We start from the raw sequence: 26,567 nt of genomic DNA, 5'->3' as shown, positions 1-26,567 counted from the left end.
TTTGAGCAAGAGACTCCTATGCGCAGTTGATGCAAGATCGGAATGAGTTACAAAAAGAAAGGGCGCTTAAAAGCGCCCTTTTATCATTTATCCGGCGATTTTCGAGAAATCGGCCACTGTACTTGTGGCAGTGCGGATTTGTTCAAGCAGTGCAAGGCGGTTGGCTCGGACGTTTTCGTCCTCGTCATTGACAAGCACCTTCTCGAAGAATGTATCGACCGGACCGCGCAACTTGGCGAGCGCCAGCATTGCGCCGCCGAAATCTTCCCGGGCAATAGCTTCTTCGGCTTCGGTAGACGCGAGGTTCACAGCCGCATAAAGCGCCTTTTCCTCATCGAGCTTTAACAGAGCCACATCGACGCTGCCTGCTACCTTCGTGCCCTTCTTTTCTTCCGCAGCCAGAATGTTAGCCGCACGCTTGGTGCCAGCCAAAAGGTTCTTGCCGTCTTCTTCGTTGATGAAGACGATCAGCGCCTCAAGACGACGGGCAACCAGCAAAAGATTGTCGGCATCCGATGTCAGAACCGCATCAATCGCGTCATAGCGTGCGCCTTCATCTTTCAGATGAACCTTGAAGCGGTCATGCAGGAAGGACAAAAGATCAGCGAGCAATGGCTCAGCACTGGCTTCTATTTCCGCACGGGTCCTTGTTTCAAGATTGCGCAGCGCGTTATCGACATCCTGTTCGCCGTCCACATCGCCCGACTTTTCAGAAGCAAGCTTCGCCTCAAACTCGCGCAGCTTACGCTGAACCTGACCTTCTTTGAGCGACGCATAAGCCGAGCGCAGAAGGGGCAAGAGCGGGAATTTCCAATCCTGCGACAGGATCAGACGGATCACACCCAAGGCTGCACGACGCAGCGCAAACGGGTCTTTCGAGCCGGTTGGCTTTTCGTCAATCGCCCAGAAGCCGACCAGCGTGTCTAGCTTATCAGCCAGAGCGACGGCAACCGAAACCGGATTCTTTGGCACGAAATCAGATGGCCCCTGCGGCTTGTAGTGCTCTTCAAGAGCGCTCGCCACGGCTTCGTCTTCGCCCTGAAGAAGCGCATATTTACGACCCATTGCACCCTGAAGTTCAGGGAATTCGCCCACAACTTCCGTGGTCAGATCAGCTTTTGCCAGAACAGCGGCACGCCCTGCAAGCTTTGGATCGGCACCGACCAGCGGTGCAATCTGACTTGCGAGTTCGCGGATACGTTCGACGCGTGCGCCTTGCGTGCCAAGCTTGGCATGGAAAGTGACATTGAGGCTGTCGAGGCGCGCCATGCGCTGATCAAGCGGCTTTTTCAGATCAAGGCCGAACTTCTCACCCGATGCTGAAAGCTTTTCGAGGTCCGGCAGGTCATGCTGATCGGTGTTCCAGAAATAGAGCGCATCGGACAGGCGTGCGCGCACAACCTTACCGTTACCATAAGCGATTTCCGTGCCGCCGTCGCGTGCAGCGATGTTCGACACCAGAATGAACTTGTTCGACAGTGCTTCCGTCTCACCCTGCTTGCGGGTGACGAAGCACTTCTGGTTCACGCGGATGGTGAGCTGAATAACCTCTGGCGGAATTGCGAGGAATTCTTCCTCAAATTCGCCCATCAGCACGACTGGCCATTCGACCAGACCAGAGACTTCTTCAAGAAGGCCAGCATCCTCGACCAGTTCCAGACCGGAAGCGAAGGCGAGATTATGCGCGTCCTGCGAGATGATTTCCTTGCGGCGCTCGGCATCGAGCACAACGAAAGCTTTTTCAAGCTTATCGACGTAATCATCAAAACGGCGCACCTTGATCGCCTGACCATCGCTTAAGAAACGATGCCCATAGGTGACATTGCCCGATTTGATGCCATCAACCTCGAAGTCAACCACAACGGTTTCTTCGGTTTCAGGACCAAATGTGCAGAGGATCGATTGCAGCGGACGCACCCAGCGAAGCGCACCCGGCTTGGAAGACGCAGCACCCCAGCGCATCGACTTTGGCCATGGGAAATTGCGGATCACCTGCGGCACGAGTTCCGCGATGATTTCTTCGGCAGCGCGGCCCGGCTTCGTCAAATGAGCGACATAGAAGTCACCCTTTTTCGGATCGGAATGAACATGCGCCTGCGACACATCCGAGAGACCAGCTTTACGCAGGAAGCCTGCAATCGCCTGTTCAGGTGCCGTGACCGACGGTCCTTTCACATCTTCATGCACGTCTTTCGAGCGTACGGTCAGGCCGCGAATATCGAGTGTCAGACGACGCGGTGTCCAATAGGCAGTCGTTGCCTCATAGGTGAGACCGGCTTCCACCAGACCATCGGTGATCATCTTCTTGAAATCACCGGCAGCCTTGCGCTGCATACGAGCAGGGATCTCTTCCGAGAAAAGTTCGAGCAACAAATCAGGCATCAGACTACGCCTTCCGCATCAGAATTCTTTTTATAATTAAAGCCGCCAGCCTCAGTCAGCAGAAATGCTTCGCCGCACTGACGCGCAAGATTGCGCACGCGCAGAATATAGCTCTGACGTTCAGTCACCGAGATCACGCCACGCGCATCCATCAAGTTGAAAACGTGCGATGCCTTGATGCACTGGTCATAGGCCGGGAAAACGCACTTGTGTACGTTCCCTGTCGTGCCTCCGGCACTCCCCGCCTCTTGTGATGCACCTGCCTTCAGAATGGCTTCGCATTCGCGCTCTGCGTCGATAAAATGCTGATGCAGGATTTCGGTGTTCGCCATTTCGAAATTGTAGCGGGAATATTCCTGCTCAGCTTGCAGGAAAACGTCGCCATAGGTGACTTTTTCTTCGCCTTCGAGACCATTGAAGTTGAGGTCATAGACATTGTCCACGCCCTGCACATACATTGCGAGGCGTTCAAGACCATAGGTCAGCTCACCGGCAACCGGCGAGCATTCAATGCCGCAGACTTGCTGGAAGTAAGTGAACTGTGACACTTCCATGCCGTCACACCAGCATTCCCAGCCAAGACCCCATGCACCAAGCGTTGGGCTTTCCCAGTCGTCTTCCACAAAGCGTACATCATGCAGTGTCGGATCAAGACCGATCGCGCGCAGCGAACCAAGATAAAGATCCTGAAGGTTCGGCGGCGATGGCTTAATGATCACCTGATACTGGTAATAATGCTGCAAGCGGTTTGGATTTTCACCATAGCGACCATCTTTCGGGCGGCGCGACGGCTGCACATAGGCCGCTTTCCAAGGCTTCGGCCCGAGCGAACGCAATGTGGTGGCAGGGTGGAATGTCCCCGCCCCCACTTCCATGTCGTAAGGCTGCAAAATAGCGCAACCGTGTTCCGCCCAATAGTTATGGAGCGTCAGGATCAGACCCTGAAAGGAACGGGTGGGGTGCATATGTGCTGGCAACGTACTGGACACGGGGTCAGGCCTTGTTATTGAAATGATTGGCCCGGTCTAATTTGTCCGCCTGCCACGGTCAAGCATGACATTTGATCGCTGAAGAGAGCGATAAAGCTGCGCTGCGCTCTCCATGCTTCAATGATAGGCATTTTGAAAAATGCGTAGTGAAAGACGAAATCTTCACATCGGACAAAATAGTTAAATGGAAGATGCGATTGATATCTTTGTCAGTTTGCAAATCAAGGCATATAATAGATATTTATATAATTTAACGGAAAAATAAACATGAGACTATATTTTGATTATTTGAGAGACTATTATAACTCTATAAATAATTATACAACCACATATTACCAACCTCTCACCATAAATAATATAGGATTTAAAAGTGGCGACTTGATTTATGGCATGAGAAAACAAAGGGGTAATTATATATACAACAACATCCAATTCAGAGGCTCAAACCCTCAATTAAATGTAAGTATAATAGATCAATATAGATTTAACTCGGTAGATAGATTATATAGTAACAGATATGTTCAGCCTGACATAAATTCTTCGGAGAGCTTTGAAATAAGTGTACGCAATCATTCTAAATATAGAAATATTTTAGAAAATACCAACCCCTTTAGTCAAAGCTTTGACAGAAATACATACTTTTCCAGAAAGTGCAAAGCAGGTATCAACTGGGCGAAGGAAAATGGAAATACTGTCCATTATATACTAGATGACATTAATATGGATATGGTCATAAATAAAAATTTTTATTTTCGACAGGGATATTCTGACGCAGATTCCGTATCTGGCTCTGAGCTACGCTGGATATATCGCAATAGACACGATCCCAAAGTGCAAAAATCTGTACAATTTTGGAGGAACGGACAGCCCGCAAATGCTCCATGGGTGGACGATCCGGGATCATGGAGCCATTACAGGCCAAAAAGTGAAGCTTTATCACGTCAACATATGGAACATCACTACAGCTCAAGGTTTGTTAAAAGAAGGCAAAGTTATTATGACGCCATACTTTGTGAGCTTTAATGGATCAAATTCATCAGCATTCAAAACGGCCCGGAAATCGATAAGACTTCCGGGCTTGAAAACTATTCGGTTTTGCTTTCGGGCGTCTTTGCCGGGGTAAGGCTCTTATCCTGAACCCGCGCCTCAGAAGGGTTCGGATCCGGCGCCAGGCCCTTTTTCAGCTTTTCTTCGATCTTGATCAGTTCTTCCGGCTCAGGCTTGCCAGCAATGGCATGGTTCCATTGGAACGTCGCTTCCAGCTGACGATCCGTCCGCCAGTAAGCATCGCCAAGATGATCGTTGATCGTCGGGTCTTCCGGGCGCAATTTCACGGCTTTTTCAAGCTCAACGACTGCTTCCGGATAACGGCCCAGCTTGTAATAAGCCCAACCAAGCGAATCGACGATATAGCCATCCTGCGGACGGAGCTCTACGGCCTTCTTGATCATGCCCAAAGCTTCATCAAGGTTTTCACCGCGATCCACCCACGAATAGCCAAGATAATTGAGCACCTGTGGCTGGTCAGGATAAAGCTCCAGCGCCTTGCGGAAATTTGGCTCCGCCTGATCCCATTCTTTCAGCCGTTCATGTGCGATGCCGCGCTGATAGAAAACCGGCCAATCCTTGCGCTCAGGCTTATCAATTTGCTCAACAGCCGCATCATAGATTTTTGCAGCATCGGCAAAATTCTTATCCTGCGCATAGACGCCGCCCAATGCAAGATAGGTACGGATATCCGTCTTATCGCGCTTTAGCAGCGTTTTAAGCTGGCCGATTGCATCGCCAGTCTTTTCATTTTCAGCGAGATTGAGCGCGCGCTGCATCTCGGCATCGCGCCGGTAAGGTGACCATTCCGGCACACGCGCATAATATCGAACAGCCTGTTCTGGCTGGCGCAACTTGGCCGAAATATCACCAAGCTGATAAAGCGTGGCGTCGTTGTCCGGGCGCAATGGCAACGACATTTGCAGATAAAGCTTGGCAAAAGCTTCTGCGCCACCGCGATTGATCGCGGTGCCAAGCGTATAAAGCACTTCGCCAACGCCCTGCTGCGCATTGTTAACGAGACGGCGATGTCTCTGGCCGTCCTCAAGCTTTTCACGCAATGCGGTGATGGTGATCCGACCGTTGAGGACTTCTTCAGCGTCTTTGAGCAGCTTGATAGCCCCTGCCCTGTCGCCGCGACGCAACAAAAATGAGGCGTAAGACATGACAATACGTTCGTAAGTATCCGGAGCCGCAGCGCCACCCGCACGATCATCAACCGCCTGCTGGTAATAGTTTCGCGCATCCTGCCTCAGACCTGCAACATCGGCAATCATTGCGGCATTATAGATGCGAAACAGATTGTACCATTCCGGCCCTTTGATATTGACGACATCGGAAAGCGCTTCTTTTGCGTTTCCCTGCCCGACCTTCACCCATGCGCCGATAAGGTCGGTCGCGAGTTCGTCCATATCGGACTTCACCGAGAGCATCAGCAATGGCTCGGCCTTGCGATACTGATTTTTGGAAATCGCATCAATCGCCAGCGCGACGCGAGAAAAGCGCTCAATCTCTGGCTGATCTTTCAGCTCTTCAGCAATGGGCAATGCTTCTTTGAAACGACCTTCGGTGAGCAATGCCAGCAGCAAATTTTGCTTGATAAGATCATTGCTTGGATCAAAAGCCATAGCCTGCCGATAAAAATCCACAGCTGCGGAAATATTGTTGTCAGATTCAGCTGTAAGCGCAGCAAGATAAGCGCCTGCAAAAGAACCCGCGCGGACTTGCGGGGCCGGATCTATACTCGTTTTAGCCAGTGCCGCATTGGACGGCATCGCCACTCCAGCCAAAGCCAGAAGAAGCAATCCGTAAAGCGGACGACGTTTAGATCCCTGCCGCATAAAGCCCAGTCCTCTTTCCGATTCCGTATAAGCACCCCTACTCAGAGGAACTTCAAGCATGGCCTTTTTGGGGTCCAAGCGCAAGAAAAGCATCCGTGAAGGATGCTTTTCTTAAACTTTAACAATGTTCTTAATTCACCCGGCTGATGCAGAAGTCGATGACTTCAATCAGTGCATCCTTTTCAGAAGACGCCTTCAATGGGGCCAAAGCATCGCGGGCCATTTCACCAAAGTCACGTGCGCGCTGAACGGTTTCCGCAATAGCGCCGTGCTTCAGCATGAAGCCAATAGCCTTTTCGAGCGATGCGTCATCACTCGCACCTTCTTCGATAGCCTGCTTCCAGAAAGCGCGCTCTTCATCAGAGCCATGACGATAGCTCAGGATAACTGGCAGTGTAATCTTGCCTTCGCGGAAATCATCGCCTGTGTTCTTGCCAAGATCAGCAGCCGAGCCGCCGTAATCAAGTGCATCGTCAACGAGCTGGAACGCAAGGCCGAGGTAAAGGCCATAATCACGAAGGGCTGTACGATCCGACGGCTTTGCATCCGCGATGATCGGACCAACTTCCGCAGCAGCCGAAAACAGCGCCGCAGTCTTTGCTTTGATCACTGCCAGATATTCGTCTTCGGAGGTTTCCATATTCTTGGCGGCAGCAAGCTGCATGACTTCACCTTCGGCAATGACCGAAGCAGAAGTTGCAAGCACATCAAGCGCGTCGAGCGAGCCGACATCGACCATCATTTTGAACGCCTGACCAAGCAGAAAGTCGCCAACGAGAACACTTGCCTGATTGCCCCAGATCATGCGTGCGGTGCTTTTGCCGCGACGCAGATCGCTTTCATCGACCACATCATCATGGAGCAGCGTTGCTGTGTGCATAAATTCGACAGCAGTGGCGAGACGGACGTGGCCATCGCCTTCATAGCCAAACATGCGTGCACTTGCGAGTGTCATCATCGGGCGCAGGCGCTTGCCGCCGGATGAAATCAGGTGGTTTGCCACCTCCGGGATCATCTCAACATCGGAGCCGGCGCGTGACAGGATCAGTTCGTTTACACGACCCATATCAGCCTTTGTCAGATCGACCAGTGGCTGAACCGATCCTTCCCGCTTCGTTTTCCCGTCAAGATTCAAAACCACACCCAATTCCGTTACTCCTAGCTGCTGACCACACTATGTGCGTGGATCAGAACGCTCAAGGTGGCTTACAGCCCTTGCAACGCCCAAGCTTTTTTATTCAGAGCCTGTTCACCATTGAAGGAGGCAGTTGTCAATGCGGTCTATTGAATACACAGTGTCGAAATGATTGAACTTATACGCACAAATGATTCCGTTTTGCTGTCAGTTGCTGAAGCTCTGATGAAAGAAGCTGGTATCGTCTATTTCATCGCTGATACCAATATGAGCATTCTTGAAGGTTCACTCGGTATTATACCGAGACGTTTTCTGGTCGAAGAAGACCGCGTAAATGAAGCCAGACGCTACTTGATTGATGCTGGTCTGGAACATGAACTTAGAGACAATGGCAAATAGAGTGCCTGAGCCAAGAGAAGAAACCATCGATGTGTTTCATCGTGGCGCTTTTCATCTCGTGCAACCCGCGATGAAAGGCCATCGTTCGGGCGTGGATGCGATGATTCTGGCAAGCAGTGTACCGGGTGACTTCAAAGGGTGCCTTGCTGATCTTGGCAGCGGCGCTGGTGCTGCAGGTCTCGCTGTTGCGGCCCGTTGCAAGGATGCACGCGTGACGCTTATTGAACGCTCCGGCTTCATGCTCAACTTTGCGCACAAAAGCGTGAACCATCCGCTGAATGCGAGCCTGCGTGATCGCATTGATATTCTTGAGGCCGATGTTGCGCTCACCGGCAAAGCACGCGCGGAAGCGGGACTGATCGATAACAGCTTCGATTATGTCATCATGAACCCGCCATTCAACGAAGCCAGCGACCGCGCAACGCCCGACCCCGTGAAAGCCGAGGCCCATGTCATGCCTGAAGGTATGTTTGACCAATGGCTGCGCACAGCATCGGCTTTGCTCCGCCCCGGCGGCAGCGTCTCGATTATCGCACGCCCTGCTTCGCTTGCGCCGATATTAAGTGCAATGGAGCGGCGTTTTGGCGGCTTGAAAATCATTCCAATCCTGCCGCGCCCCGATGCCGCTGCAATCCGCATTGTGATTACCGGCGTCCGCGGCAGCCGGGCGGGTCTTTCGCTTATGCCAGCGCTTGTTCTGCACGGCGATAAGGGCAATGAATTTACGCAGCGCGCCACAGCAATCAGCAATGGCCAGACGTCGCTGCTTGAGGAAAACAAATAAATGCTGCTAATCATTGGAACGATACGCTTGCCCGCTGAAAAACTTGATGAAGCGCGTCCAGTCATGCAGCAAATGATTGAAGCAAGCCGCGCGGAAAATGGCTGTATCGAGTACACCTATTCTCAGGACATACTTCAACCAAGTCTCATTCATGTAAAAGAGCTCTGGCGCGATCGGGTTTCACTGGACAAACACTTCATCTCAGACCACATAGAGAAATGGCGTTCTGAATGGCCAAAGCTTGGCATAACGGATCGCAATCTCATGCTCTATGAAGTGGGCGCTCCAGAAATAACCTGAAAAGAAGAAGAATGACGTCACATCCAAAATCCGCCCGCCCTGTCTCCATTATGCGCCGTTTTCTGGATAACGAATCTTCTGGCGGCATCGTGCTTATGGCTGCAGCTGCGTTAGCACTGATTGTCGCTAATTCGCCTTTCTCCAAAGCCTATTTCGACGCTCTCCATTTTTATATTGGTCCGCTCAGCCTGTCGCACTGGATCAATGATGCACTGATGGCGATTTTCTTTTTTCTGGTCGGACTCGAGATCAAGCGTGAGTTTCTTGATGGCCAACTCGCAAGCTGGCCTAATCGCATTTTACCCGGTATTGCCGCTGCTGGCGGCGTCATCGTGCCTGCGCTGATTTTCGTTGCCTTCAATTATGGCGACCCGGAAAAAGTGCGCGGCTGGGCCGTGCCTTCCGCAACCGACATTGCCTTTGCGCTTGGTGTTTTGTCGCTGCTCGGATCCCGCGTGCCGTCGAGCCTGAAAGTCTTTCTGGCAACGCTTGCGATCCTTGACGATCTCGCTGCAGTTGTCATCATCGCGGTCTTCTACACTGCCGAAATATCCATACCTTATCTCGGCGCGGCATTCGCAACGGCAGCCGTGCTTTTTGTAATGAACCGCATGGGCGTTTCCCGCTTGCTGCCCTATCTGGTTGGTGCAGCTCTATTGTGGTTCTTGGTCTTTAATTCCGGCGTACACGCCACGGTCGCTGGCGTTGTTGCAGCACTTATGATCCCGCTTAAACCTGCCAAAGCGAAGCCGGATGATATGACCTCACCTCTTCATACACTGGAACATGCGCTGGCCAAGCCGGTTGCGTTCTTCATCGTGCCAGTGTTTGGTTTCGCCAATGCGGGCATTTCCTTTACAGGCATGACGCCGTCTATCATCTTCGACACGCTGCCGCTCGGCATCATGCTCGGCCTCTTTGTGGGTAAACAGATCGGCGTTTTTGGTGCGGCATGGCTCGCAATTAAAGCGGGCTTTGCGCAAAAACCGATGGGCGCAAGCTGGGTGCAGCTTTATGGCGTTGCAATCCTGTGCGGCATCGGCTTCACCATGAGCATTTTCATCGGGCTTTTGTCCTATCCATCAGAATTGTTGCAGGCCGAGACGAAAATTGGCGTCCTCACCGGCTCGGCGCTTTCTGCGATATGCGGTTATGTCTTGCTTCGGATGCTGGCAAAGCCAAAAAAATAACGAATATTCAATGCCTGGAACGAAATTCCGGGCATTTCTCTTTGTGTTTGCACAATTGCTTCCTACATTCGCTGCAACGTGAATTTTCAAGTTGGAGTTTAATTTGTCCGGGATTTTTTGCCGTTTCATTCCGCGCCGTTTTCGCAAAAAAGAAATTGAGATTCCTGTTGTGCGTCTGCATGGCGCCATTATGAGCGGTGGCTCATCGCTACGTCCGTCGCTTTCTCTCGCGAGCGCTTCCGGTGTGCTGGAAAAGGCCTTTAGCGACAAAGAAATGCCAGCCGTTGCCATTTCGATCAATTCGCCCGGCGGTTCACCCGTACAGTCTCGCCTGATCTATCGCCGCATACGCGATCTCGCAGACGAGCATCAGAAACGTGTTTTTGTGTTTGTTGAAGACGCCGCAGCATCCGGCGGTTACATGATCGCGCTTGCGGGCGACGAAATCATTGCCGATCCATCATCAATTGTCGGCTCCATCGGCGTTGTTTCTGCCTCGTTTGGCTTCCCGGAACTGCTCAAAAAAATCGGCGTCGAGCGCCGCGTTTATACTGCTGGCCAGAACAAAGCCGTGCTTGATCCATTTCAGCCGGAAAAAGAAGCCGATATTGAGCGTCTCAAGTCGCTTCAGCTGGAAATTCATGCGACTTTTATCGACATGGTCAAAGAGCGCCGTGGCAGCAAGCTGGCAGACAATGATGACCTTTTCACCGGCATGTTCTGGACGGGCACCAAGGGCAAGGAACTCGGCCTCGTTGACGGGCTTGGCGATATGCGCAGCTTCCTGCGCAAGACTTATGGCGACAAGGTAAAGCTCAAACTCATCGAACCCAAGCGCGGACTGCTCGGACGCAAAGCACCCGGCGTCGAAATCGCGCTTAACGGCCTTGATCCAGCATCTATTGCGGCTAATCTCGGCGACGGCCTTCTGTCCGTTGCTGAAGAAAAAGCGCTTTGGGCGCGATATGGTCTTTAAAATTCACCATTTGACCATGATATGATGCATAATCCTGCAAATTAGTGTTATGGTTCTTCCAACTAAGTTTCCCTGTGTGATCCCGAAAAGGCATTTCGGGATCGTATGACAGCCTGAGGACTAGAGGTCATGCCCCAGCTTATCTTTCTGCTGCTGATACTCGCTGCCGCCTGGTACGGCTATCGTTCGTTCAAGCGCGAAGCAGTCCGCGTGACGCAGCGCGTCCGCCGCGCAGAAAAAGAAGCGCAGAACCGCGCGCATGGTACTCTGGTTCAGGATCCGAAAACCGGCGAATACTACGTCAAAAAAGACTAGTCCTGACTTACCTTTAAAATGCATAACAAAGCTCAGGCCGCGCAAACGGTTCACTACACTGCTCCGGCCAAGATTAATCTCGCGCTGCACGTGACAGGGCGCAGAGATGACGGTTATCATTTGCTCGACATGCTGGTTGTGTTCGCTAATTACGGCGATCAAATCACTGTTAGGAAAGCCGAAGAAGATAGCTTCAGCATTGGCGGGCGCTTTGCTCACGGCATACCGCTTGATAGCGGCAATCTGGTTATCAAAGCACGCGACGCTTTAAGATCACATACCAATCGCAAGCTTTCACCCGTTGCAATCCATCTTGAAAAAAGACTCCCAGTTGCGTCGGGCATTGGTGGGGGCTCAAGCGATGCGGCGGCAACGCTTCTCGCACTCAATGAAATCTGGCAGCTTGGCCTTGATCACAACACACTGGCCGAACTTGGTCTCAAGCTCGGCGCGGACTTGCCCATGTGCCTGCATGGTGCAGCCCATGGTGCGCCACTTATAGCATGCGGCATAGGTGAACAGCTGAGCGCCATACCGCAAATGCCATCACTCCCCATGCTGCTGGTCAATGACGGGACTGCCATCGCAACGCCCGATGTCTTCCGTGCATTGACAAAGCGAGACAATCCCCCTCTCCCGTCCCGCGTTCCTTGCGACATTGAAAGCATCTGCACCTATCTCAGTTCAACCCGAAACGACCTTCTGCCCGCAGCGCTATCAATTGCCCCGCACATCAGCGATACGCTTGCAATTTTACACGCCCATGGCGCTCTTTTTGCCCAAATGTCTGGTTCTGGTGCAACCTGTTTTGCCATCTTTAAAGACCAGCAGAGCGCAGACACAGCTGCATCGCGTATCCTTTCGCATAAGCCTGACTGGTTTGTGGTTTCAAGCCATACGGCCCCGTCTGCGCAGTGACGAAAACAGCCACTTTCCCACCTCATACTGTTCACATATACTTGAATAAATAGCTGCCTATAGAACAATCCTCTGGTTTCAAGGGTTTATTGTCTACCATTTTAGATACAATGCGTGAACCAAACGCTGGCTATGCGCAGCCGATTGAAAGGTCTATCTCTTGATCATCGAAACGACGAACACATCGCCGCTTCACAATCCAAGGAGATAGAAAATGAAAAAGTTTGTTCTTGCTACTGTTGCTGTTGTTCTGAGCGCTGGCGCTGCATTCGCTGAAAACCCAAATGTGGGCACCCCTGCCGATCTCTATGCCAATGACCGCACACCAGTCGCTGCTCAGCAAATTGACCGCACTGCAACCGCTTCGATTGGCAAAGCTTCGGTCATGGATGGTTCCGCTCATCGCTTTGGCGACGCATCGCCTTCGAGCTTTCAGAACTAATACCGAATTTGTGAACAATCCTGCCTGACGGAACAGTCCGAACGGCAACCCAGTTATCTCCCCGGTGGATGGCATTGGCGCCACCCCGGTGCCCCGGAAGCACTGATGCCATCCAAAGGGCGATTATGAAAAGGAATAGAAAAATGAAAAAGTTTGCTCTCGCTGCCGTAGCCGTTGCCCTTAGCGCCGGTGCTGCTTTCGCTGAAAACCCAAATGTGGGCACCCCAGCTGATCTTTATGCCAATGACCGTACACCCGTCGCTTCGCAGCCGGTTGATCGCACGGCCACTGCTTCGATTGGCCAGAAGACCTATCAGGACGGTTCGGCTCATCGCTTTGGTGACGCATCGCCATCAAGCTACCAGAACTAATATCGGCACAAGCCGGTAACATACAAAAAGGCGAAGCCCTCAGGCTCCGCCTTTTGTTGTATTTGGAAGTGAAATGCCAGGCGATAATAGCACAGGCTTCAACTGACGCGGCAAATCTTCAAGCTCGTCCAAACGCGATGGAAATGGCCTGAGCGTTTCGGCCTTTATCAGCAATCCGGCGTTTAAAGAGGGTTTGCTGGTGAAGAGCTTTCCCAGCAGTCCGGAGCGGGCCTCTTGAGGCAATGTAAAGCGCGCGGCAGAATTGCTGACCGCCAAATGACGGCCCACCGCATCTATCCATTCATCCTGCAATGTTGCTCCGGGCCGCAAAAGAAGCAACCAGTGCGTTCGCAATTCCCGAAATGCCTCAGATAAATTGTCTTCATTATAAAACGCGCAACCCGCGCCTTCTGCTACGAGCTTAGTATCATCTGTCGAGCCTTGATCAACGACGATAACGCGGCGCAAAAGCCCATCAACAACAGCAGGCACCAACCCGGCCAGTGTCTGTGCCAAAGCTTTTTCAGAATTATTTGTGACGAGCAAAACTGAAATCATTATTTTCTATATCACAGTAGGCTGCCTGCTAAAGCAGCGCAACGCAAATATTCATTCCATTCTTTAGTATTAATTATAAGCCAAAAATAACATATGAAATCAGCAAACAAAGTGATTTAGTCCATTCTGTTATGAACCCCATATTTTGTGGAGTGAGCGGATGAGGGTAGCTCTTACATCGATTGTTCTGGCAACGGCCATGCTTGCAGCACCCGTTGCACAGGCAGCGAATGCCATAGCGACAACCAATCTGAACGTGCGTACGGGTCCGGGTACGAATTACCCGGTAATTGGTGCGATTCCAAATGGTGCAGGCATTGACGTGCTTGGCTGCACGACTGGCTATAACTGGTGTCAGGTCGATTACGGCGGTCGTCTCGGGTGGGCATCGTCCAATTATCTCGCCTTCTCACAGGGGTCGGCCAGAAACTCCAACAATTTTGGAACTGCTGCAGTTGCAATCGGCATCCCGCTGATTGCAGCGGCAATTCTCAGCTCCAACAAGCACGGCTGGCATCGGCCACCGCCGCCAAGACCGCCGCATTGGAACAATGGCCCTCACCGTCCCGGCAAGCCCCCGGCAACACATCGTCCGGGTCGTCCTGATAGGCCGCAAGCAAACCGCCCCGGACGTCCTGGCGGCCCAGGCAAACCAAATGAAGTCCGTCCGGGTGGACCCGGCGGCCCGGGCAAGCTTGGCCATAATCAAGGCCGTCCGCCAAAGAAGCAGCCACGCTCCTAAAAATAAGACCCCAGACACCGGCGTGCGTGATCACGTCGGTGTTTTATTATATCGGCTCAAGATTTTGTGTTCTTGCTTTGTTCTTATCATTGCGATAGGATGAACATAGAAAACGAAAGAGTCGGTTATGGAAATCATCCAGCAGGCAGATCAGGCAGCATTCGGAGCAGGACGTGCAGATCACGCCAACGCGCTTGTCAGTGAAGCTGGCCTGCGCATTGATCACTCCCGCCGACGCGGGCGCGGCGCGGGCATCAATCCAACCGGACGCTTCGAACCCACCACACGCCATGAATTTGATGACGGCTGGGAAACGCTCGAAGATTTGCCTGCCTTCAAGACCGACGTGCAGGTTGAAAAGCCACGCACGATTATCACACGCAACGATTCGCCCGACATCAGCTTTGACCGCTCGATCAATCCTTATCGCGGCTGCGAACATGGTTGCATTTATTGCTTCGCACGTCCGACGCACAGCTATATGGGCTTGTCTGCAGGCCTTGATTTTGAAGCGAAACTGTTTGCGAAGCCGGATGCGCCGCGTCTGCTTGAGCGCGAGCTGGCCAAGCCGGGCTATCAACCAAAGACAATTGCTATCGGCACCAACACAGACCCCTATCAGCCGATCGAGAAAAAATGGCGCATCATGCGCGAAATTCTTGAAGTGCTGGAAGCAGCCAACCATCCGGTTGGCATTGTTACCAAATCGGCTTTGGTTGTGCGCGACATCGATATTTTAAGCCGCATGGCCGAAAAAGGTCTGGCCAAGGTCGCACTTTCCGTCACATCTGTAGACGCAAATCTGGCACGAACAATGGAACCGCGTGCTTCAACGCCGACGCTGCGTCTGCAAGCCATTCGTAAACTCACAGAAGCCGGCATTCCAACCAGTGTCATGATGGGGCCGATTATTCCCGGCATCAATGATCATGAGATTGAACGCATTTTGGATGCAGCTTACGCACAAGGTGCACGTGAAGCGGGCTATGTGTTGCTTCGCCTGCCACTCGAGGTCGCACCTTTGTTCAAGGACTGGCTGCTGCGCAATTATCCCGACCGTTATCGCCATGTGATGTCGCTTATACGCTCCATGCGCGACGGCAAGGATTATGATGCGGAATGGGGAAAACGTATGCGCGGCACTGGTCCCTATGCATGGCAGATCGGGCGCCGTTTCGAAATTAGCGCACGCAAGCTCGGCTTTAATTCAAAGCGTATTCCGTTGCGTACAGACCTGTTTGAACCCGTCGAAAAAAATGGGAAGCAGCTTTCGCTTTTCTAAATTCTGAATATCAGAGCGCGATACTGTGGCGTTCTGGTTCCGATAATACGTTAAAGTTTATGTGTGCATGAGTTGTCAGTTGTGCGTTCCATCTCCGTCTGATTTTTTCGGACGGAAGGCCCCTGCTTTTACGCCAATATCCTCGGCAGGGACCTTGCGGAGAATCAGAAGCAGTGCGAACATTTCCGCCAAATGAAACGCTTAAGTTCTGATTCTCCGCTCCTCTTTGAAATTCCGCTTGCTCCAGACTTCTCGGAAGAGACAAAATATCTGGCGCGAGGGCTCAAGCATATTGCTGGCATTGATGAAGCTGGTCGTGGACCGCTCGCAGGACCGGTTGTTGCAGCAGCGGTTGTGCTTGATCCCAATGATCTGCCAAAGGGACTTGATGACTCAAAAAGGCTGAAGGCGGCCAAGCGTGATGCGCTCTATGATGTTATTTTGGCCAAAGCGATCAGTGTTTCCGTTGCGAGCCTGAGTGCGCGCAGCATTGATGCCAGCGACATTCGCAAAGCGGCCCTCGAAGCTATGCGCCGTTCTTTCATGGGACTGACACTTCGCCCCGATCACGTATTGATCGATGGACGCGATGTTCCACCGGGCCTATCCTGTCCCGGCTCGGCATTGGTAAAAGGCGATCAGCGCTCGATTTCTATTGCCGCTGCATCCATCGTCGCAAAGGTTACGCGAGACCGCATGATGATACGTGCCGGAGCAGTGCATCCAGTCTACGGCTTTGAGGTTCATGCCGGTTACGGAACGCTAAAACATCGCAATGCAATTGAAGCCGGTGGACCACAACCTGGAATCCACCGCTACACTTTCGCGCCCATCAAGGGTCGTTTTGGCTTATAGGATTAACAGTCTGTCCAAGAATGGTCGATTGGCATGCGAGGCATGGAGCAATCTATAATCAAGCAACAAAGATGCCTTTTTATTGTTTGTTTTGGTCATATTCAGCAAATGCTTCTTTCGCCACCATCAAGCCGTTGAAAGCAACGGGGAAGCCCGCATATACGGCCAGCTGAATAATTATCTGAACAATCTCTTTTTGCGTAAGCCCGTTATTCAACGCCGCCACGATATGCACTTTCAATTGTGGCGCAGCATGACCGAGTGCGGTTAACGCAGCTAATGTCGTGATCTGACGACTTCTTAAATCTAGGTCTGAGTTCCCATAAATGTCACCGTAGGCAAACTCATATACGTAGCGAACAAAGTCTGGTGCAATATCACCAAAGGCACTCAACCCTTTATCGCCGAGCTCACTATGTATCTTTGAAAATATCTCTTTGCCCTGCGCAAGGCGCTCCGTTTCATTCGTCATGCATGTTTCCCATAGAGTCTGACTTTCCACCCGACCTCAACGTAACGGGAGCAAATCGCCCCGTCAAAATCCTCTTTTTTGGGAGCAAACAGCATGACATGAGAAAGCAAAAAAAACGCCGCCCTTTTGAGGCGGCGTTTCAAAACTCTATAAAATTGAACTTAGTTCAAGTTTGTTTTAACCTGACCAAGTGCATCCTTGAACAGGTTGCCCGCAACCTTTGCATCGACTTTGTCGGCAACGATTTTGCCAGCAGCGGCGACAGCCAGATCAACAGCTGAAGCACGCACGGCATTGATTGCATCGGTTTCAGCAGTTGCAATCTTCTGCTCAGCGAGCTTGTTGCGGCGAACGACATATTCTTCGGTCGCGCGCTTTGCGTCTTCGAGCAGAGCCTTGGCTTCACGTTCAGCAGCGGCAACGATGTCGCCGGCTTCTTTTTCCGCTTCCTTGCGCTTGCGATGATATTCAGCAAGAAGCTGTTGGGCTTCTTCACGCAGGGTGCGAGCTTCTTCAAGTTCCTTCTTGATGTTCTCAGCACGCTCATCCAGTGAGCGACCGATCATGCCAGGAACCTTCAGGTAAACAATCAGAGCGATGAAGAGAATAAGCGCAACAAGCGCCCAAAATGTTGAATCCATTTTCGTCTCCTCAGGCGTTTGCGGTTTTGACGGCGGCGGTCACGTCAGCCTTGTCGGCCTTGGTTCCCAGAAGCTGCTCAACAATCGCAGACGTGGTTTCTTCAGCGATCGTACCGACATCGCTCATGGCCTTGGCCTTGATGGCTGCGATACGTTCTTCTGCTTCAGCGAGCTTGCCTTCTAGGGCTGCTTCAGCAGCGGCACGTTCAGCATCAGCTTCGCCTTTGCCTTTTTCACGGGCAGCTTCAGCAATCGAAGCAGCCTTGGTGCGGGCAGCAGCCAGTTCCTGCTCGTAAGCAGCAATCGCGTTATCAGCATCCTGCTTGAGACGGGCAGCCTGCTCAAGATCCTGAGCAATGCGGTCACGACGATTTTCGATCACGCCACCGATGCGCGGAAGAACCACACGCGACAGAAACAGATAGAAAAGGCCGAACGTGATCGCCAGCCACAGAAGCTGGGATGCGTAGTGGGTGGAATCAAACGGCGGGAATACGCCGCTGCCGTGTCCGGCATCGTGCGCGACCCCGGTTTCGGTGTGCACAGCATCGGCTGCGCCGTGCTCGCCAGCAGCTGGTGCCGGTTGCGATTCGGTGGCGGTTTGGGCAAACGCCGTGGACACGAACATCCAGATTTCCCCTTTAATCCAGCATATTTTTACCGGAAACAATTCCCGGCTTTAAACATGCTCACTCAGACTTCATATGCAAAGGCCAGCCGCGCTGCATTTCAAGATACAGATCGCGGCAGGCCAGTTTCTTGCAACTGTTGATTAAACAGCGAAGAGGAGCAGAAGCGCGATGAGCAGCGAGAAGATGCCCAGAGCTTCCGTCACAGCGAAACCGAATACCAGACGGCCGAACTGGCTGTCAGCAGCGGATGGGTTACGCAGTGCGCCCGAGAGATAGCTACCGAAAATGTTGCCGAGGCCGAGAGCCGTACCGGCCATACCGAAACAGGCGAGACCGGCGCCGATGTACTTTGCTGCTTCCGCTTCCATGTTAAAGCTCCTTCTGGATTGCAAATTAGTGCGGATTTCTGTTCTGGCGGAAACCCGCCGGCTAGAACCTCAAAGCGCATCACTTATAGTTTTGATGCGAAGCGCTTTAAATTTTTCATAATGCATGTTGTTTTCGGAAAACCGGCAAACCACTTTTCCGCAACATGCTTTAGTGACCCGGATGTACTGCGTCGTTGATATACATGCAGGTAAGAACGGTGAAGACGTAGGCCTGGAGGAATGCAACCAGAAACTCAAGCGCGGTGATCGCGACCGTCATGATCAGAGGCAGAATAGCGCCACCAACACCAAGCGCACCAAGCGAGCTCAGCGAGACAACGAAGCCTGCGAAAACCTTGAGCGTGATGTGACCAGCCAGCATGTTCGCGAAAAGACGAACCGAAAGACTGATTGGGCGCGAGAGGAAGGAAATGATTTCAATGGCAACAACCAGAGGCACGATGATGCCCGGCACGCCACTTGGGACAAAGAGCTTCAGAAAGCCCAGACCATGCTTGTAAAAACCGTAAATGATCACTGTACCAATAACAAGCAAAGCAAGTGCAAAGGTTACGATGATCTGGCTGGTGACTGTGTAGAAATAAGGGAACAAACCAATGAAGTTTGCAACAAGCACAAACATGAAGAGCGAGAACACAAAGGGAAAGAATTTCATACCCTTTGAACCAGCCGAATCTCTCAGGCTCGACGCCACAAACTCATAGGCCATTTCCGAAACCGACTGCAGACGGCTTGGGATCAGTCCACGGCTCGACGACGTAAAATACAGAAAGCCTGATGCGAGCACGACGGTTGCGACCATAAAGGCCGAAACATTGGTAAACGACAGGTCCACACCACCGATGTCGATCGGGATCAACCGGGATACCTGGAACTGATGGATCGGATCGTTGGCCAACTTAACCTCGTCTGTCGTTCCTGCCCTAAGGCGTTTCAGTCTCGGGCAAAGCGCCCACTTGTTTCAAAGGTCTATACGCGAACATTTTCGTGATGTCCGCGAAGACTTATTCCTTATCGCTCTTTTCCACGTTAGACTTAATGTTGCCTTGATCGGCGACATAACCTGCGGAACGGAGCACGTTGAGGGTGCCAGCACCAAAGCCCAGAAGGAGAAAGATGATCAACCCCCACGGCGATGTGCCCGCGTAACGATCAAGAGCCCAACCGATCACCGCACCGACCACGATACCAGCGATGAATTCACTGGACAGTTTCATGGCCTGGGCGACAGAACTGGATGTTTCCGATCGCTCATCCTCGGAAGCTGGTGGCTTAAGAAGACCTTTTTTAGCCAGTTCGGCCTCAAGGCGATTCAAACGCTGATCCAACCCCCCGGAAACAGTTTTAGCATCCACATTCCTGCTTGCACCGGGCGTCTTTCCCGGCTCAGTGCCGCTCGTCATTGGCAGCTCCCTTTTGCAAGAAATGCGGGCGTTAAAAGCCCATTTCCAAGTTGCGCGCAACATATTGACACACCGCTCGCTAGTCAAGGCGGTGAAGCACTTGCTTCAAAAGGTTTTTTCTCTTGTAAATACAGATATTTAGCTGTTGGTGCGACTCATTTTCCGCTCAAAGTGGAATATCAGGCAGCATTTTGGCCGAAAAATTGGAATCGAATTGGGCCACACTCAGCACATAGATTCATCATTGTGCTCGTGTTTCAAGCGAGCCGATAGACAATTAAATGTGTCCGAAAGTGATACCGCTGGCAGAAACCTGATCAACTCCAGCCGCCGCCATAGGTGCGGTAGAACACATGAAGACCGATCTTCGTCATCTTTTTCATGGTCGGCGCCCAGAAAGGACTGACATAAGTCGCATGGTAATGCGTGGATGAACCAACTTCCGGCAACCAGATCCGGCCATCGGTTACGGTTTTGGCAACCTGTTGTGCCAGACGCCATTGCGGAATCTCGGTTACGCGATGCTTCTGACCGTCACAGGCAAAGGAAAACTGGCAAGCATTGAGCCAATTCTGGTTCTGATAGACGACACCGCAAATCGTGCCCGGATAAGCGGGATTGCGAACACGATTAAGCACAACCTGTGCAACTGCTACCTGCCCTTTGACCGTCTCGCCACGTGCTTCGTAGTAGACCGCTTCGGCAAGACATTTTTGTTCTTTGGTCCCGAATGATTCCGGCGGCAGAGGGGTCGCGGCCCAGGCATGGTCCTGATCGCTGATCGGTGGCACAAAACGGCCGTTATCGGCTTCCGGTGTCAGGATGCTCTCGAAGGGAGAGGTTTTGCCATAGTCAGGCTTAGAAGGCGCATAGCCCAACGCGAGAACGTCGGGCTGATCATTGTTGATGAGTTTTGCCAGTTGGACCGGTAGATTCGGCTTGGGTTTGGGTGGTTTGACTGCATGAAACGCCATTGCGATCTCGACCTCCTTGCCCTCGACACTGGACTTGGAGAAGGCCATGCGCGCATCAATCTTTTCACGTGGCGCGGTGATCATGCTGATTTTATCAAACATGCTGCCTGCATTGAAAGACCGTGCCGGCGCTTTCGGCTTCACAGAAACAAGGCGGTTTGTCTTATCGGAGCGATTGATCCGGTTTTCATCGGGGTTTGGATCATCGACGCCGAGCTTGGCCGTTTTCTTGCCGCCCGATAGAGCCACACGTCCAATACCCGGAACTTCAATACCGCCGCTGGAAATGCTGCCCGTTACAGTCGTTGCATCCACAAAAGGCATTTCTGCCTGATGCAGCGAGCCGACGGGAGCCTTCGCAACAAAAGCCGTCCAGCGATGACCCGCCACGTCCGCCGCTGGCACAAGGCTGGCCATATCCTGAAACGCAATTGCATTGGAATTGAACAAGTAAGTGACGGCCGCCAGAATGATCGGCACCAGACGATGTGGCTTGTGAACAACCTGACGCGGTTTTGCACGCACAGCGTAATAGCGACCATCCTCCGGGCAATAGCCCGTAACCGGATAGTGCCATACCGGTTCGGACACGGCCTTTGACCGGCCAAACAGCGCTCGTATGGAACCAAAACGCACCGCAAACTCCACTCGCAACGAAACCTTAACTATAGCGAATAATGGAGTATTAACCTTGATGGAACGTTAACGGGCGCTTGTTTACTATTTGAAAATATTGATTAATTTTGAATTAATGCCAATTATGGAGGTTTGTTTTTGTTTGCTTTTTTAGCCTCATCAATAACATATACAAACGCGCTATATCGAATGGAGAGAACAAAATATTTGGGGTAGTTAAAATGATCCGCAAAAAGATCGGCAACGCATTTGCGGCATGGTTCATCACCCTCCCCTTTGCGACTTCATTTGTTTGTGCTGAAAATGCGCCGCGAACTGTCATCCTTGCAGATACGCCGAAGATTACACGCTGGGCCACTATTCATCAGGGACCGGATCCTGCATTCAGCGATCCCTATTACCATCTGGAATTATTCGAGCATAAGAAAGGTGACAAGCCTTGGGTGTTCAAACGGCTGGCCTATCATATGGTGATAACGCCGGAGGCACTGGAAAACAGCCGCAACAGCAGACGTGCCAAAACCTATTCTTATAAGGATGTTGAATTCTGGATCACCTACAAGCTCTGGCGAGACAACCCCGATAGTCGCCAGACCACGCCCATCTGCAAAACAACAATCACGGACTGCCTTGAACAGGCCACAGAGCGAAATTAAGCGGGCATTATGATCAGAAAAGTGCTTTTCGCCATCATCATCATTGCTGTTGCTCTGTTTGGCTATACCAAAGTCATGGCGCGGATAGGCTCTGGTGCGCCGCCTGACGCAGCGCCCGCTGAACAGCAAGCCGATTCAATCATGGTCTATAAGGGTGAACGTCGCATGACATTGCTGCGCGGCGATGAGGTCATCGGTACCTATCGTATTGCGCTTGGCGGCAATGGCGATGGCGGACACAAGGCGCGTGAGGGTGATCAGAAGACACCGGAAGGCGCTTATATGATCGATTGGCGCAATCCGCGCTCAATGGCGCATCTCAGCCTGCATATTTCCTACCCTAACGCGGAAGATCAGAGCGCGGCGGATGCTGGCGGATATGCGCCCGGCGGCAATATCATGATCCATGGTCTGCCAAATGGCTGGGGTCTGCTTGCACCCTTGCATCATCTGTGGGACTGGACCGATGGCTGCATCGGCGTGACCAACGCTGAAATGCGAGAAATCTGGTCGAAGGTGCCAAATGGCACCCCCATCATCATCACACCCTAAGCCGCTTTCACGGCCCAGCGTTCAATATCTGCGCTCTGACCAATCAATGCCAGACCATTGGCAATCGAATCAAACTGGTTCGAACTTGTAACCATCGCGTCAGGGAAACGTTTCTCAAACGCCGCACGAATGGCAGGTACGAAAGAGGTGCCGCCCGTCAGGAATACGCGATCGATACCATCGAAAGTCAGCTCCGCATTTTCAACAGCCTGCTCGACGGAGCGTTCAATATTGGCAACGTCATCAGCAATCCAGTTGTCGAAATCATTGCGGGTTACGTCGGAGCGAATCTCGAAATCATCCGCCTTGAAATGCAGCTCGGCTGCACGCTCTGATGACAGGCGCACCTTAAGATTGGAGACGGCACGATAAACCTCATAGCCGTAATCATTCTCGATCAAATTGATAAAATGTTCCAAGGGTTCTGGATCGACAGCGTTCTTCGCGAGATCAGTCAGCGCGCGAATGGTGGCGGGCGAGTTCATCAGGAACAGCGTGTTCCAGCGTGCGAAGTTCGCATAATAATGGCGCGGTATCGGCAGGCGCTTGCCGAAGGATTTGTATTCGCCATTCTTGCCAAGCAGTGGCGACACGGCATTATCGATAATGCGATAATCGAAGGTATCGCCAGCAATGCCAAGACCCGTCTGGCTTAATGGCGTAAAGCTCAAGCCATCTGGACCAACATCAAAGCGGACGATCGAAAAATCGCTCGTACCACCGCCAAAGTCGGCGACCAGAACAGTCGATTCGGCCTTGAGTTCCTGCGCGTAGAAATAGGCCGCTGCCACCGGCTCGTAGACATAGTGAATATCGGTGAAGCCGAAAGTACGGAACGCTTTCTCATAGCGCTCCATAGCAAGCGCTTCATCGGGTGTTGCGCCCGCAAAGATAACCGGACGACCAATGACAACCCGATTGCCCTTTGGCGGCAGGCGATCACCAAGGCGTGCTGCGACCGATTGAAGAAACGTCTCGAGAATATCTTCAAACTTGAAGCGTTTGCCGAACACGGGCGTGTCAGTGAAGGATTTCTGCGCCGCGAATGTCTTGAAAGATTGCAGCATACGGGTCGAATGCGGCGCATTCACAAAAGCATCCATCGCCCATGGACCGCTTTCGGTGATGCGTTCACCTGTTTCGCGATCTTGCCAGAAGCAGAGAATCGAGCGATAGCCGGTAACATCAACACCATCCTTCGGCACACTCAGCACCGCTGTCGAACCATCGGGGGAAGCCAGCGACAGGACCGTGTTTGTCGTGCCAAAATCGATGCCCATCGTGACACCGCTGAACTGGCTCTCGCTCACTATCGTCATAATCTGCCTCTGGTATTGGGGAATTTCAGGAGGCGGCGGCGTAGCAGACCGATTAGAGTTTCTCAAGGCAAGAAACTTGAATAAGAGGCAATCAGAATTGATTATTGGAAAGGAGCCTCTATGTCCCGCTTTGAAAACACAACCGCAGTTATAACCGGTTCTGCACGTGGTCTGGGGGCTGCTCTCGCCTTTTCGCTGGCTGAAGCCGGATGCGATGTGGTGCTTTGCGGACGCAGCGTCAAAGCACTTGAAGCCACGGCGCAAAGCATTACGGAACATACCGGAAGAAAGGTCGAAACTGTTGAGGTCGATCTCGCCGACAATGCCAGCGTCGCCAAAGCAGTTGAAACCCTAAAGGCGAAGTCCTCCGCAATCGATATTCTCATCAACAATGGTGCAATGTGGCTTGAAGACCGGCAGGAAGACTATTCAGAGGCGGAGGTTGCGGGTGTCATCAATGCTGCTGTCACCGGAACATTTTTGTTCACGCAGGGACTGCTGCCGCTTCTCAACGCATCCGCGCGACCGGATATTGTGACCATCGGCTCGATCAGCGGCCTGTCCAACGCACCATTGCAGACCGTTTCCGTACCGTTCTATGCCGCAAAGCGCGCACAGGCGGCACTGGCAGACGGTCTGCGGCAGAAACTGGCTGGAACGCCGGTGCGGTCGATTGTCGTGCATCCACCTTATCTGGAAGATGCCTCGCCGCTCGAAGACAACTGGGAAGCCTCGGCACTTCGAGAAAAAGGAGAGGCTGCCACCAGCCGCGATATCGTCGAATCGGTTCTGTTTGCCCTCACCCGCCCGCGCCATGTGACCTTGTCGATCACTGTCGATGCCGATGAAGGTGGCGTCTTCGGGTAAAGAGGTCACAAATAAAAAGCCCGGTTTTGCGACCGGGCTTTTGCTTATTTCTTCTTCTTTGCACGACCCGCGAACGGATTTTCCGATGTCGTCAGCGACAGGCGGATCGGAACGCCCGGCATGTCGAACGTTTCACGCAGACCATTGACCAGATAGCGCACATAAGATTGTGGCATCGCATCCGGGCGCGAACAGTTCACGACAAAGCCCGGAGGACGGGTCTTAACCTGCGTCATATATTTGACCTTCAGGCGGCGACCAGAAACAGCCGGTGGCGGCTGGTGCGCGATCACGCCAGCAAGCCAGCGGTTGAGACGACCCGTCGAGATACGGCGGTTCCAGATCTCGTGGGTTTTGACAAGGTTTTCCATCAGCTTGTCAAGACCCTGACCGCGTTCGCCAGAGATCGGTACAGCGCGGATACCACGCACCTGCGGCAAAAGACGGGCAGTCTTTTCATGAAGATCGGCCAAAACTATCTGACGATCTTCGATCAGATCCCATTTGTTAAACGCGATGATCGGCGCACGACCTTCGCGGATAATCAGATCGGCAATCTGCAAATCCTGCTTTTCAAACGGGATTGTCGCATCGAGAACGATGATCACAACTTCCGCAAAGCGAATGGCGCGCAGGCCATCGGCCACCGAGAGCTTCTCAAGCTTTTCCTGCACCCGTGATTTGCGACGCAGGCCAGCAGTGTCATAGAGCTTGATCTTGCGTCCACGCCACTCCCAGTCAACGGAAATCGAATCGCGTGTGATACCCGCTTCGGGTCCAGTCAGCAGACGGTCTTCACCAAGCATCGTATTGATCATCGTGGACTTGCCCGCATTCGGACGTCCGACAATGGCAATGCGCAGCGGCTTACTTGTATCGTAAGCCGGAATATCTTCTTCATCCGGATCTTCTATGTCGTCGCCGATCAGCTCACCTACAGCCTTTGGTGTGAAGACTTCGTCGGCTTCTTCCTCTTCGCGTTCATCCGCGAAAACGCGTTCTTCGCCCAGGAGTTCGACAATCGCATCGCGCAGATCGGGCATGCCCTGACCATGTTCTGCAGAAATCGGGCACGGCTCCCCCAGACCAAGCTGGAAAGCGTCGTAAAGACCCGACTGCGCGCCCCGTGCTTCCGATTTGTTGGCAACCAGAACGACAGGACGGTTCGAGCGGCGGACAAGTTCTGCAAATGTTGCATCCGTTGGCGTAATGCCAGCCTTGGCATCGACCACAAACAAGATTGCATCGGCCTCCTGAATGGCGGCCTCGGTCTGTGCGCGCATACGCGCTTCCAGACTGTCATTGGCGGCATCTTCCAGACCAGCCGTATCGATAACCTGAAACTTCAGATCGTAGAGCTTTGCATCATGAATGCGCCGGTCGCGCGTAACGCCCGGCAAGTCATCGACCAGCGCCAGCTTGCGGCCGACGAGGCGATTAAACAGTGTGGACTTGCCGACATTGGGACGCCCGACGATGGCGAGAGTGAAACCCATAGGT

General features: G+C 52.4%; 30 protein-coding genes. 16 read left to right on the top strand and 14 right to left on the bottom strand.

The window, feature by feature from the left end:
- Positions 1–87: 87 nt before the first annotated feature.
- Together glyS and RI570_RS08720 are read right to left on the bottom strand one after the other, a co-directional pair.
- Complete coding sequence (gene glyS / locus RI570_RS08725) at positions 88–2,382, bottom strand: glycine--tRNA ligase subunit beta (protein ID WP_313828021.1); 2,295 nt, start codon at positions 2,380–2,382, stop codon at positions 88–90.
- The gene (locus tag RI570_RS08720) at positions 2,382–3,347 is read right to left on the bottom strand and encodes a glycine--tRNA ligase subunit alpha (protein ID WP_313828599.1); all 966 of its coding nucleotides are present in this window, start codon (positions 3,345–3,347) and stop codon (positions 2,382–2,384) included. The genes glyS and RI570_RS08720 overlap by 1 nt, the downstream gene beginning before the upstream one ends.
- Positions 3,348–3,638: 291 nt before the next feature.
- Here RI570_RS08720 and RI570_RS08715 point away from each other — a divergent pair, with 291 nt between their 5' ends.
- The gene (locus tag RI570_RS08715) at positions 3,639–4,394 is read left to right on the top strand and encodes a hypothetical protein (RefSeq protein WP_313828020.1); all 756 of its coding nucleotides are present in this window, start codon (positions 3,639–3,641) and stop codon (positions 4,392–4,394) included.
- A 62-nt stretch (positions 4,395–4,456) separates the two neighbouring features.
- On the opposite strand, the gene RI570_RS08710 is transcribed toward RI570_RS08715, so the two are convergent.
- Both RI570_RS08710 and RI570_RS08705 read right to left on the bottom strand, forming a co-directional pair.
- A complete protein-coding gene (locus tag RI570_RS08710; RefSeq protein WP_313828019.1) occupies positions 4,457–6,259 on the bottom strand; it encodes a tetratricopeptide repeat protein in 1,803 nt (600 codons plus the stop codon).
- 130 nt (positions 6,260–6,389) lie between these two features.
- The gene (locus RI570_RS08705; RefSeq protein WP_313828018.1) at positions 6,390–7,406 is read right to left on the bottom strand and encodes a polyprenyl synthetase family protein; all 1,017 of its coding nucleotides are present in this window, start codon (positions 7,404–7,406) and stop codon (positions 6,390–6,392) included.
- Positions 7,407–7,562: 156 nt separating this feature from the next.
- Between RI570_RS08705 and RI570_RS08700 the strand changes: the two genes are divergently transcribed.
- The 9 genes from RI570_RS08700 (at position 7,563) to RI570_RS08660 (ending at position 13,089) form a co-directional block, all read left to right on the top strand.
- On the top strand, positions 7,563–7,793 hold the full coding sequence (locus RI570_RS08700) for a DUF2007 domain-containing protein (protein WP_313828017.1): 231 nt from the start codon (positions 7,563–7,565) through the stop codon (positions 7,791–7,793).
- Positions 7,783–8,577: a tRNA1(Val) (adenine(37)-N6)-methyltransferase gene (locus tag RI570_RS08695; RefSeq protein ID WP_409558629.1), complete on the top strand. Its 795-nt coding sequence runs from the start codon at positions 7,783–7,785 to the stop codon at positions 8,575–8,577. The genes RI570_RS08700 and RI570_RS08695 overlap by 11 nt, the downstream gene beginning before the upstream one ends.
- Positions 8,578–8,877: a putative quinol monooxygenase gene (locus tag RI570_RS08690; RefSeq protein WP_313828016.1), complete on the top strand. Its 300-nt coding sequence runs from the start codon at positions 8,578–8,580 to the stop codon at positions 8,875–8,877.
- Between the two features lie 11 nt (positions 8,878–8,888).
- The gene (gene nhaA / locus RI570_RS08685; protein ID WP_313828015.1) at positions 8,889–10,067 is read left to right on the top strand and encodes a Na+/H+ antiporter NhaA; all 1,179 of its coding nucleotides are present in this window, start codon (positions 8,889–8,891) and stop codon (positions 10,065–10,067) included.
- A gap of 103 nt (positions 10,068–10,170) precedes the next feature.
- Positions 10,171–11,043 carry a S49 family peptidase gene (locus tag RI570_RS08680; RefSeq protein WP_313828014.1) on the top strand — a complete coding sequence of 291 codons (873 nt, stop codon included), beginning with the start codon at positions 10,171–10,173 and terminating at the stop codon, positions 11,041–11,043.
- A gap of 129 nt (positions 11,044–11,172) precedes the next feature.
- A complete protein-coding gene (locus RI570_RS08675) occupies positions 11,173–11,358 on the top strand; it encodes a hypothetical protein (protein ID WP_007873680.1) in 186 nt (61 codons plus the stop codon).
- 18 nt (positions 11,359–11,376) lie between these two features.
- Positions 11,377–12,276, top strand: a complete 900-nt coding sequence (locus RI570_RS08670; protein ID WP_313828013.1) for a 4-(cytidine 5'-diphospho)-2-C-methyl-D-erythritol kinase — start codon at positions 11,377–11,379, stop codon at positions 12,274–12,276.
- A gap of 214 nt (positions 12,277–12,490) precedes the next feature.
- The gene (locus tag RI570_RS08665; protein WP_310010838.1) at positions 12,491–12,718 is read left to right on the top strand and encodes a hypothetical protein; all 228 of its coding nucleotides are present in this window, start codon (positions 12,491–12,493) and stop codon (positions 12,716–12,718) included.
- Between the two features lie 143 nt (positions 12,719–12,861).
- A complete protein-coding gene (locus RI570_RS08660) occupies positions 12,862–13,089 on the top strand; it encodes a hypothetical protein (protein ID WP_313828012.1) in 228 nt (75 codons plus the stop codon).
- Positions 13,090–13,128: 39 nt separating this feature from the next.
- On the opposite strand, the gene RI570_RS08655 is transcribed toward RI570_RS08660, so the two are convergent.
- A complete protein-coding gene (locus RI570_RS08655) occupies positions 13,129–13,647 on the bottom strand; it encodes a glycosyltransferase family 2 protein (RefSeq protein WP_409558628.1) in 519 nt (172 codons plus the stop codon).
- 160 nt (positions 13,648–13,807) lie between these two features.
- Between RI570_RS08655 and RI570_RS08650 the strand changes: the two genes are divergently transcribed.
- The 3 genes from RI570_RS08650 (at position 13,808) to RI570_RS08640 (ending at position 16,526) form a co-directional block, all read left to right on the top strand.
- Positions 13,808–14,389, top strand: a complete 582-nt coding sequence (locus RI570_RS08650; RefSeq protein WP_313828010.1) for an SH3 domain-containing protein — start codon at positions 13,808–13,810, stop codon at positions 14,387–14,389.
- Positions 14,390–14,516: 127 nt separating this feature from the next.
- Complete coding sequence (locus tag RI570_RS08645) at positions 14,517–15,671, top strand: PA0069 family radical SAM protein (RefSeq protein WP_313828009.1); 1,155 nt, start codon at positions 14,517–14,519, stop codon at positions 15,669–15,671.
- A 192-nt stretch (positions 15,672–15,863) separates the two neighbouring features.
- Positions 15,864–16,526: a ribonuclease HII gene (locus RI570_RS08640; RefSeq protein ID WP_313828008.1), complete on the top strand. Its 663-nt coding sequence runs from the start codon at positions 15,864–15,866 to the stop codon at positions 16,524–16,526.
- 79 nt (positions 16,527–16,605) lie between these two features.
- Here RI570_RS08640 and RI570_RS08635 read toward each other — a convergent pair whose 3' ends face one another.
- From RI570_RS08635 to RI570_RS08605, 7 genes are all read right to left on the bottom strand, one after another.
- Positions 16,606–16,998 (bottom strand): carboxymuconolactone decarboxylase family protein, encoded by a 393-nt coding sequence (locus RI570_RS08635; RefSeq protein WP_313828007.1) that lies wholly within the window; start codon positions 16,996–16,998, stop codon positions 16,606–16,608.
- A gap of 161 nt (positions 16,999–17,159) precedes the next feature.
- Entirely contained in the window at positions 17,160–17,639 is a 480-nt protein-coding gene (locus RI570_RS08630) for a F0F1 ATP synthase subunit B (RefSeq protein ID WP_313828006.1), read from the bottom strand.
- A gap of 10 nt (positions 17,640–17,649) precedes the next feature.
- Positions 17,650–18,267, bottom strand: a complete 618-nt coding sequence (locus tag RI570_RS08625) for a F0F1 ATP synthase subunit B (protein ID WP_079211543.1) — start codon at positions 18,265–18,267, stop codon at positions 17,650–17,652.
- A 144-nt stretch (positions 18,268–18,411) separates the two neighbouring features.
- Entirely contained in the window at positions 18,412–18,639 is a 228-nt protein-coding gene (locus RI570_RS08620) for a F0F1 ATP synthase subunit C (RefSeq protein WP_007632966.1), read from the bottom strand.
- A gap of 169 nt (positions 18,640–18,808) precedes the next feature.
- Positions 18,809–19,558 (bottom strand): F0F1 ATP synthase subunit A, encoded by a 750-nt coding sequence (locus RI570_RS08615; RefSeq protein WP_187546163.1) that lies wholly within the window; start codon positions 19,556–19,558, stop codon positions 18,809–18,811.
- Positions 19,559–19,664: 106 nt separating this feature from the next.
- Positions 19,665–20,063 carry an AtpZ/AtpI family protein gene (locus RI570_RS08610; protein WP_313828005.1) on the bottom strand — a complete coding sequence of 133 codons (399 nt, stop codon included), beginning with the start codon at positions 20,061–20,063 and terminating at the stop codon, positions 19,665–19,667.
- A 317-nt stretch (positions 20,064–20,380) separates the two neighbouring features.
- Positions 20,381–21,673, bottom strand: coding sequence for a cell wall hydrolase (locus RI570_RS08605; RefSeq protein ID WP_313828004.1), 1,293 nt, complete (start codon positions 21,671–21,673; stop codon positions 20,381–20,383).
- Between the two features lie 221 nt (positions 21,674–21,894).
- Between RI570_RS08605 and RI570_RS08600 the strand changes: the two genes are divergently transcribed.
- Both RI570_RS08600 and RI570_RS08595 read left to right on the top strand, forming a co-directional pair.
- Positions 21,895–22,329, top strand: a complete 435-nt coding sequence (locus RI570_RS08600) for a DUF5086 family protein (protein ID WP_313828003.1) — start codon at positions 21,895–21,897, stop codon at positions 22,327–22,329.
- Positions 22,330–22,338: 9 nt separating this feature from the next.
- Positions 22,339–22,881, top strand: a complete 543-nt coding sequence (locus RI570_RS08595) for a murein L,D-transpeptidase family protein (protein ID WP_313828002.1) — start codon at positions 22,339–22,341, stop codon at positions 22,879–22,881.
- Here the strand turns inward: RI570_RS08595 and RI570_RS08590 are convergent.
- A complete protein-coding gene (locus RI570_RS08590) occupies positions 22,878–24,200 on the bottom strand; it encodes an Hsp70 family protein (RefSeq protein WP_313828001.1) in 1,323 nt (440 codons plus the stop codon). The genes RI570_RS08595 and RI570_RS08590 overlap by 4 nt on opposite strands.
- Before the next feature lie 120 nt (positions 24,201–24,320).
- Here RI570_RS08590 and RI570_RS08585 point away from each other — a divergent pair, with 120 nt between their 5' ends.
- The gene (locus RI570_RS08585) at positions 24,321–25,067 is read left to right on the top strand and encodes an SDR family oxidoreductase (RefSeq protein WP_313828000.1); all 747 of its coding nucleotides are present in this window, start codon (positions 24,321–24,323) and stop codon (positions 25,065–25,067) included.
- A 44-nt stretch (positions 25,068–25,111) separates the two neighbouring features.
- Here the strand turns inward: RI570_RS08585 and der are convergent, their stop codons facing one another.
- The gene (gene der / locus RI570_RS08580; protein WP_313827999.1) at positions 25,112–26,563 is read right to left on the bottom strand and encodes a ribosome biogenesis GTPase Der; all 1,452 of its coding nucleotides are present in this window, start codon (positions 26,561–26,563) and stop codon (positions 25,112–25,114) included.
- Between the last annotated feature and the right edge of the window lie 4 nt (positions 26,564–26,567).

Source organism: Brucella pseudogrignonensis (assembly GCF_032190615.1).
Taxonomy (GTDB): Bacteria; Pseudomonadota; Alphaproteobacteria; order Rhizobiales; family Rhizobiaceae; genus Brucella; species Brucella pseudogrignonensis_B.
This window is presented reverse-complemented; position numbering and strand designations above follow the sequence as displayed.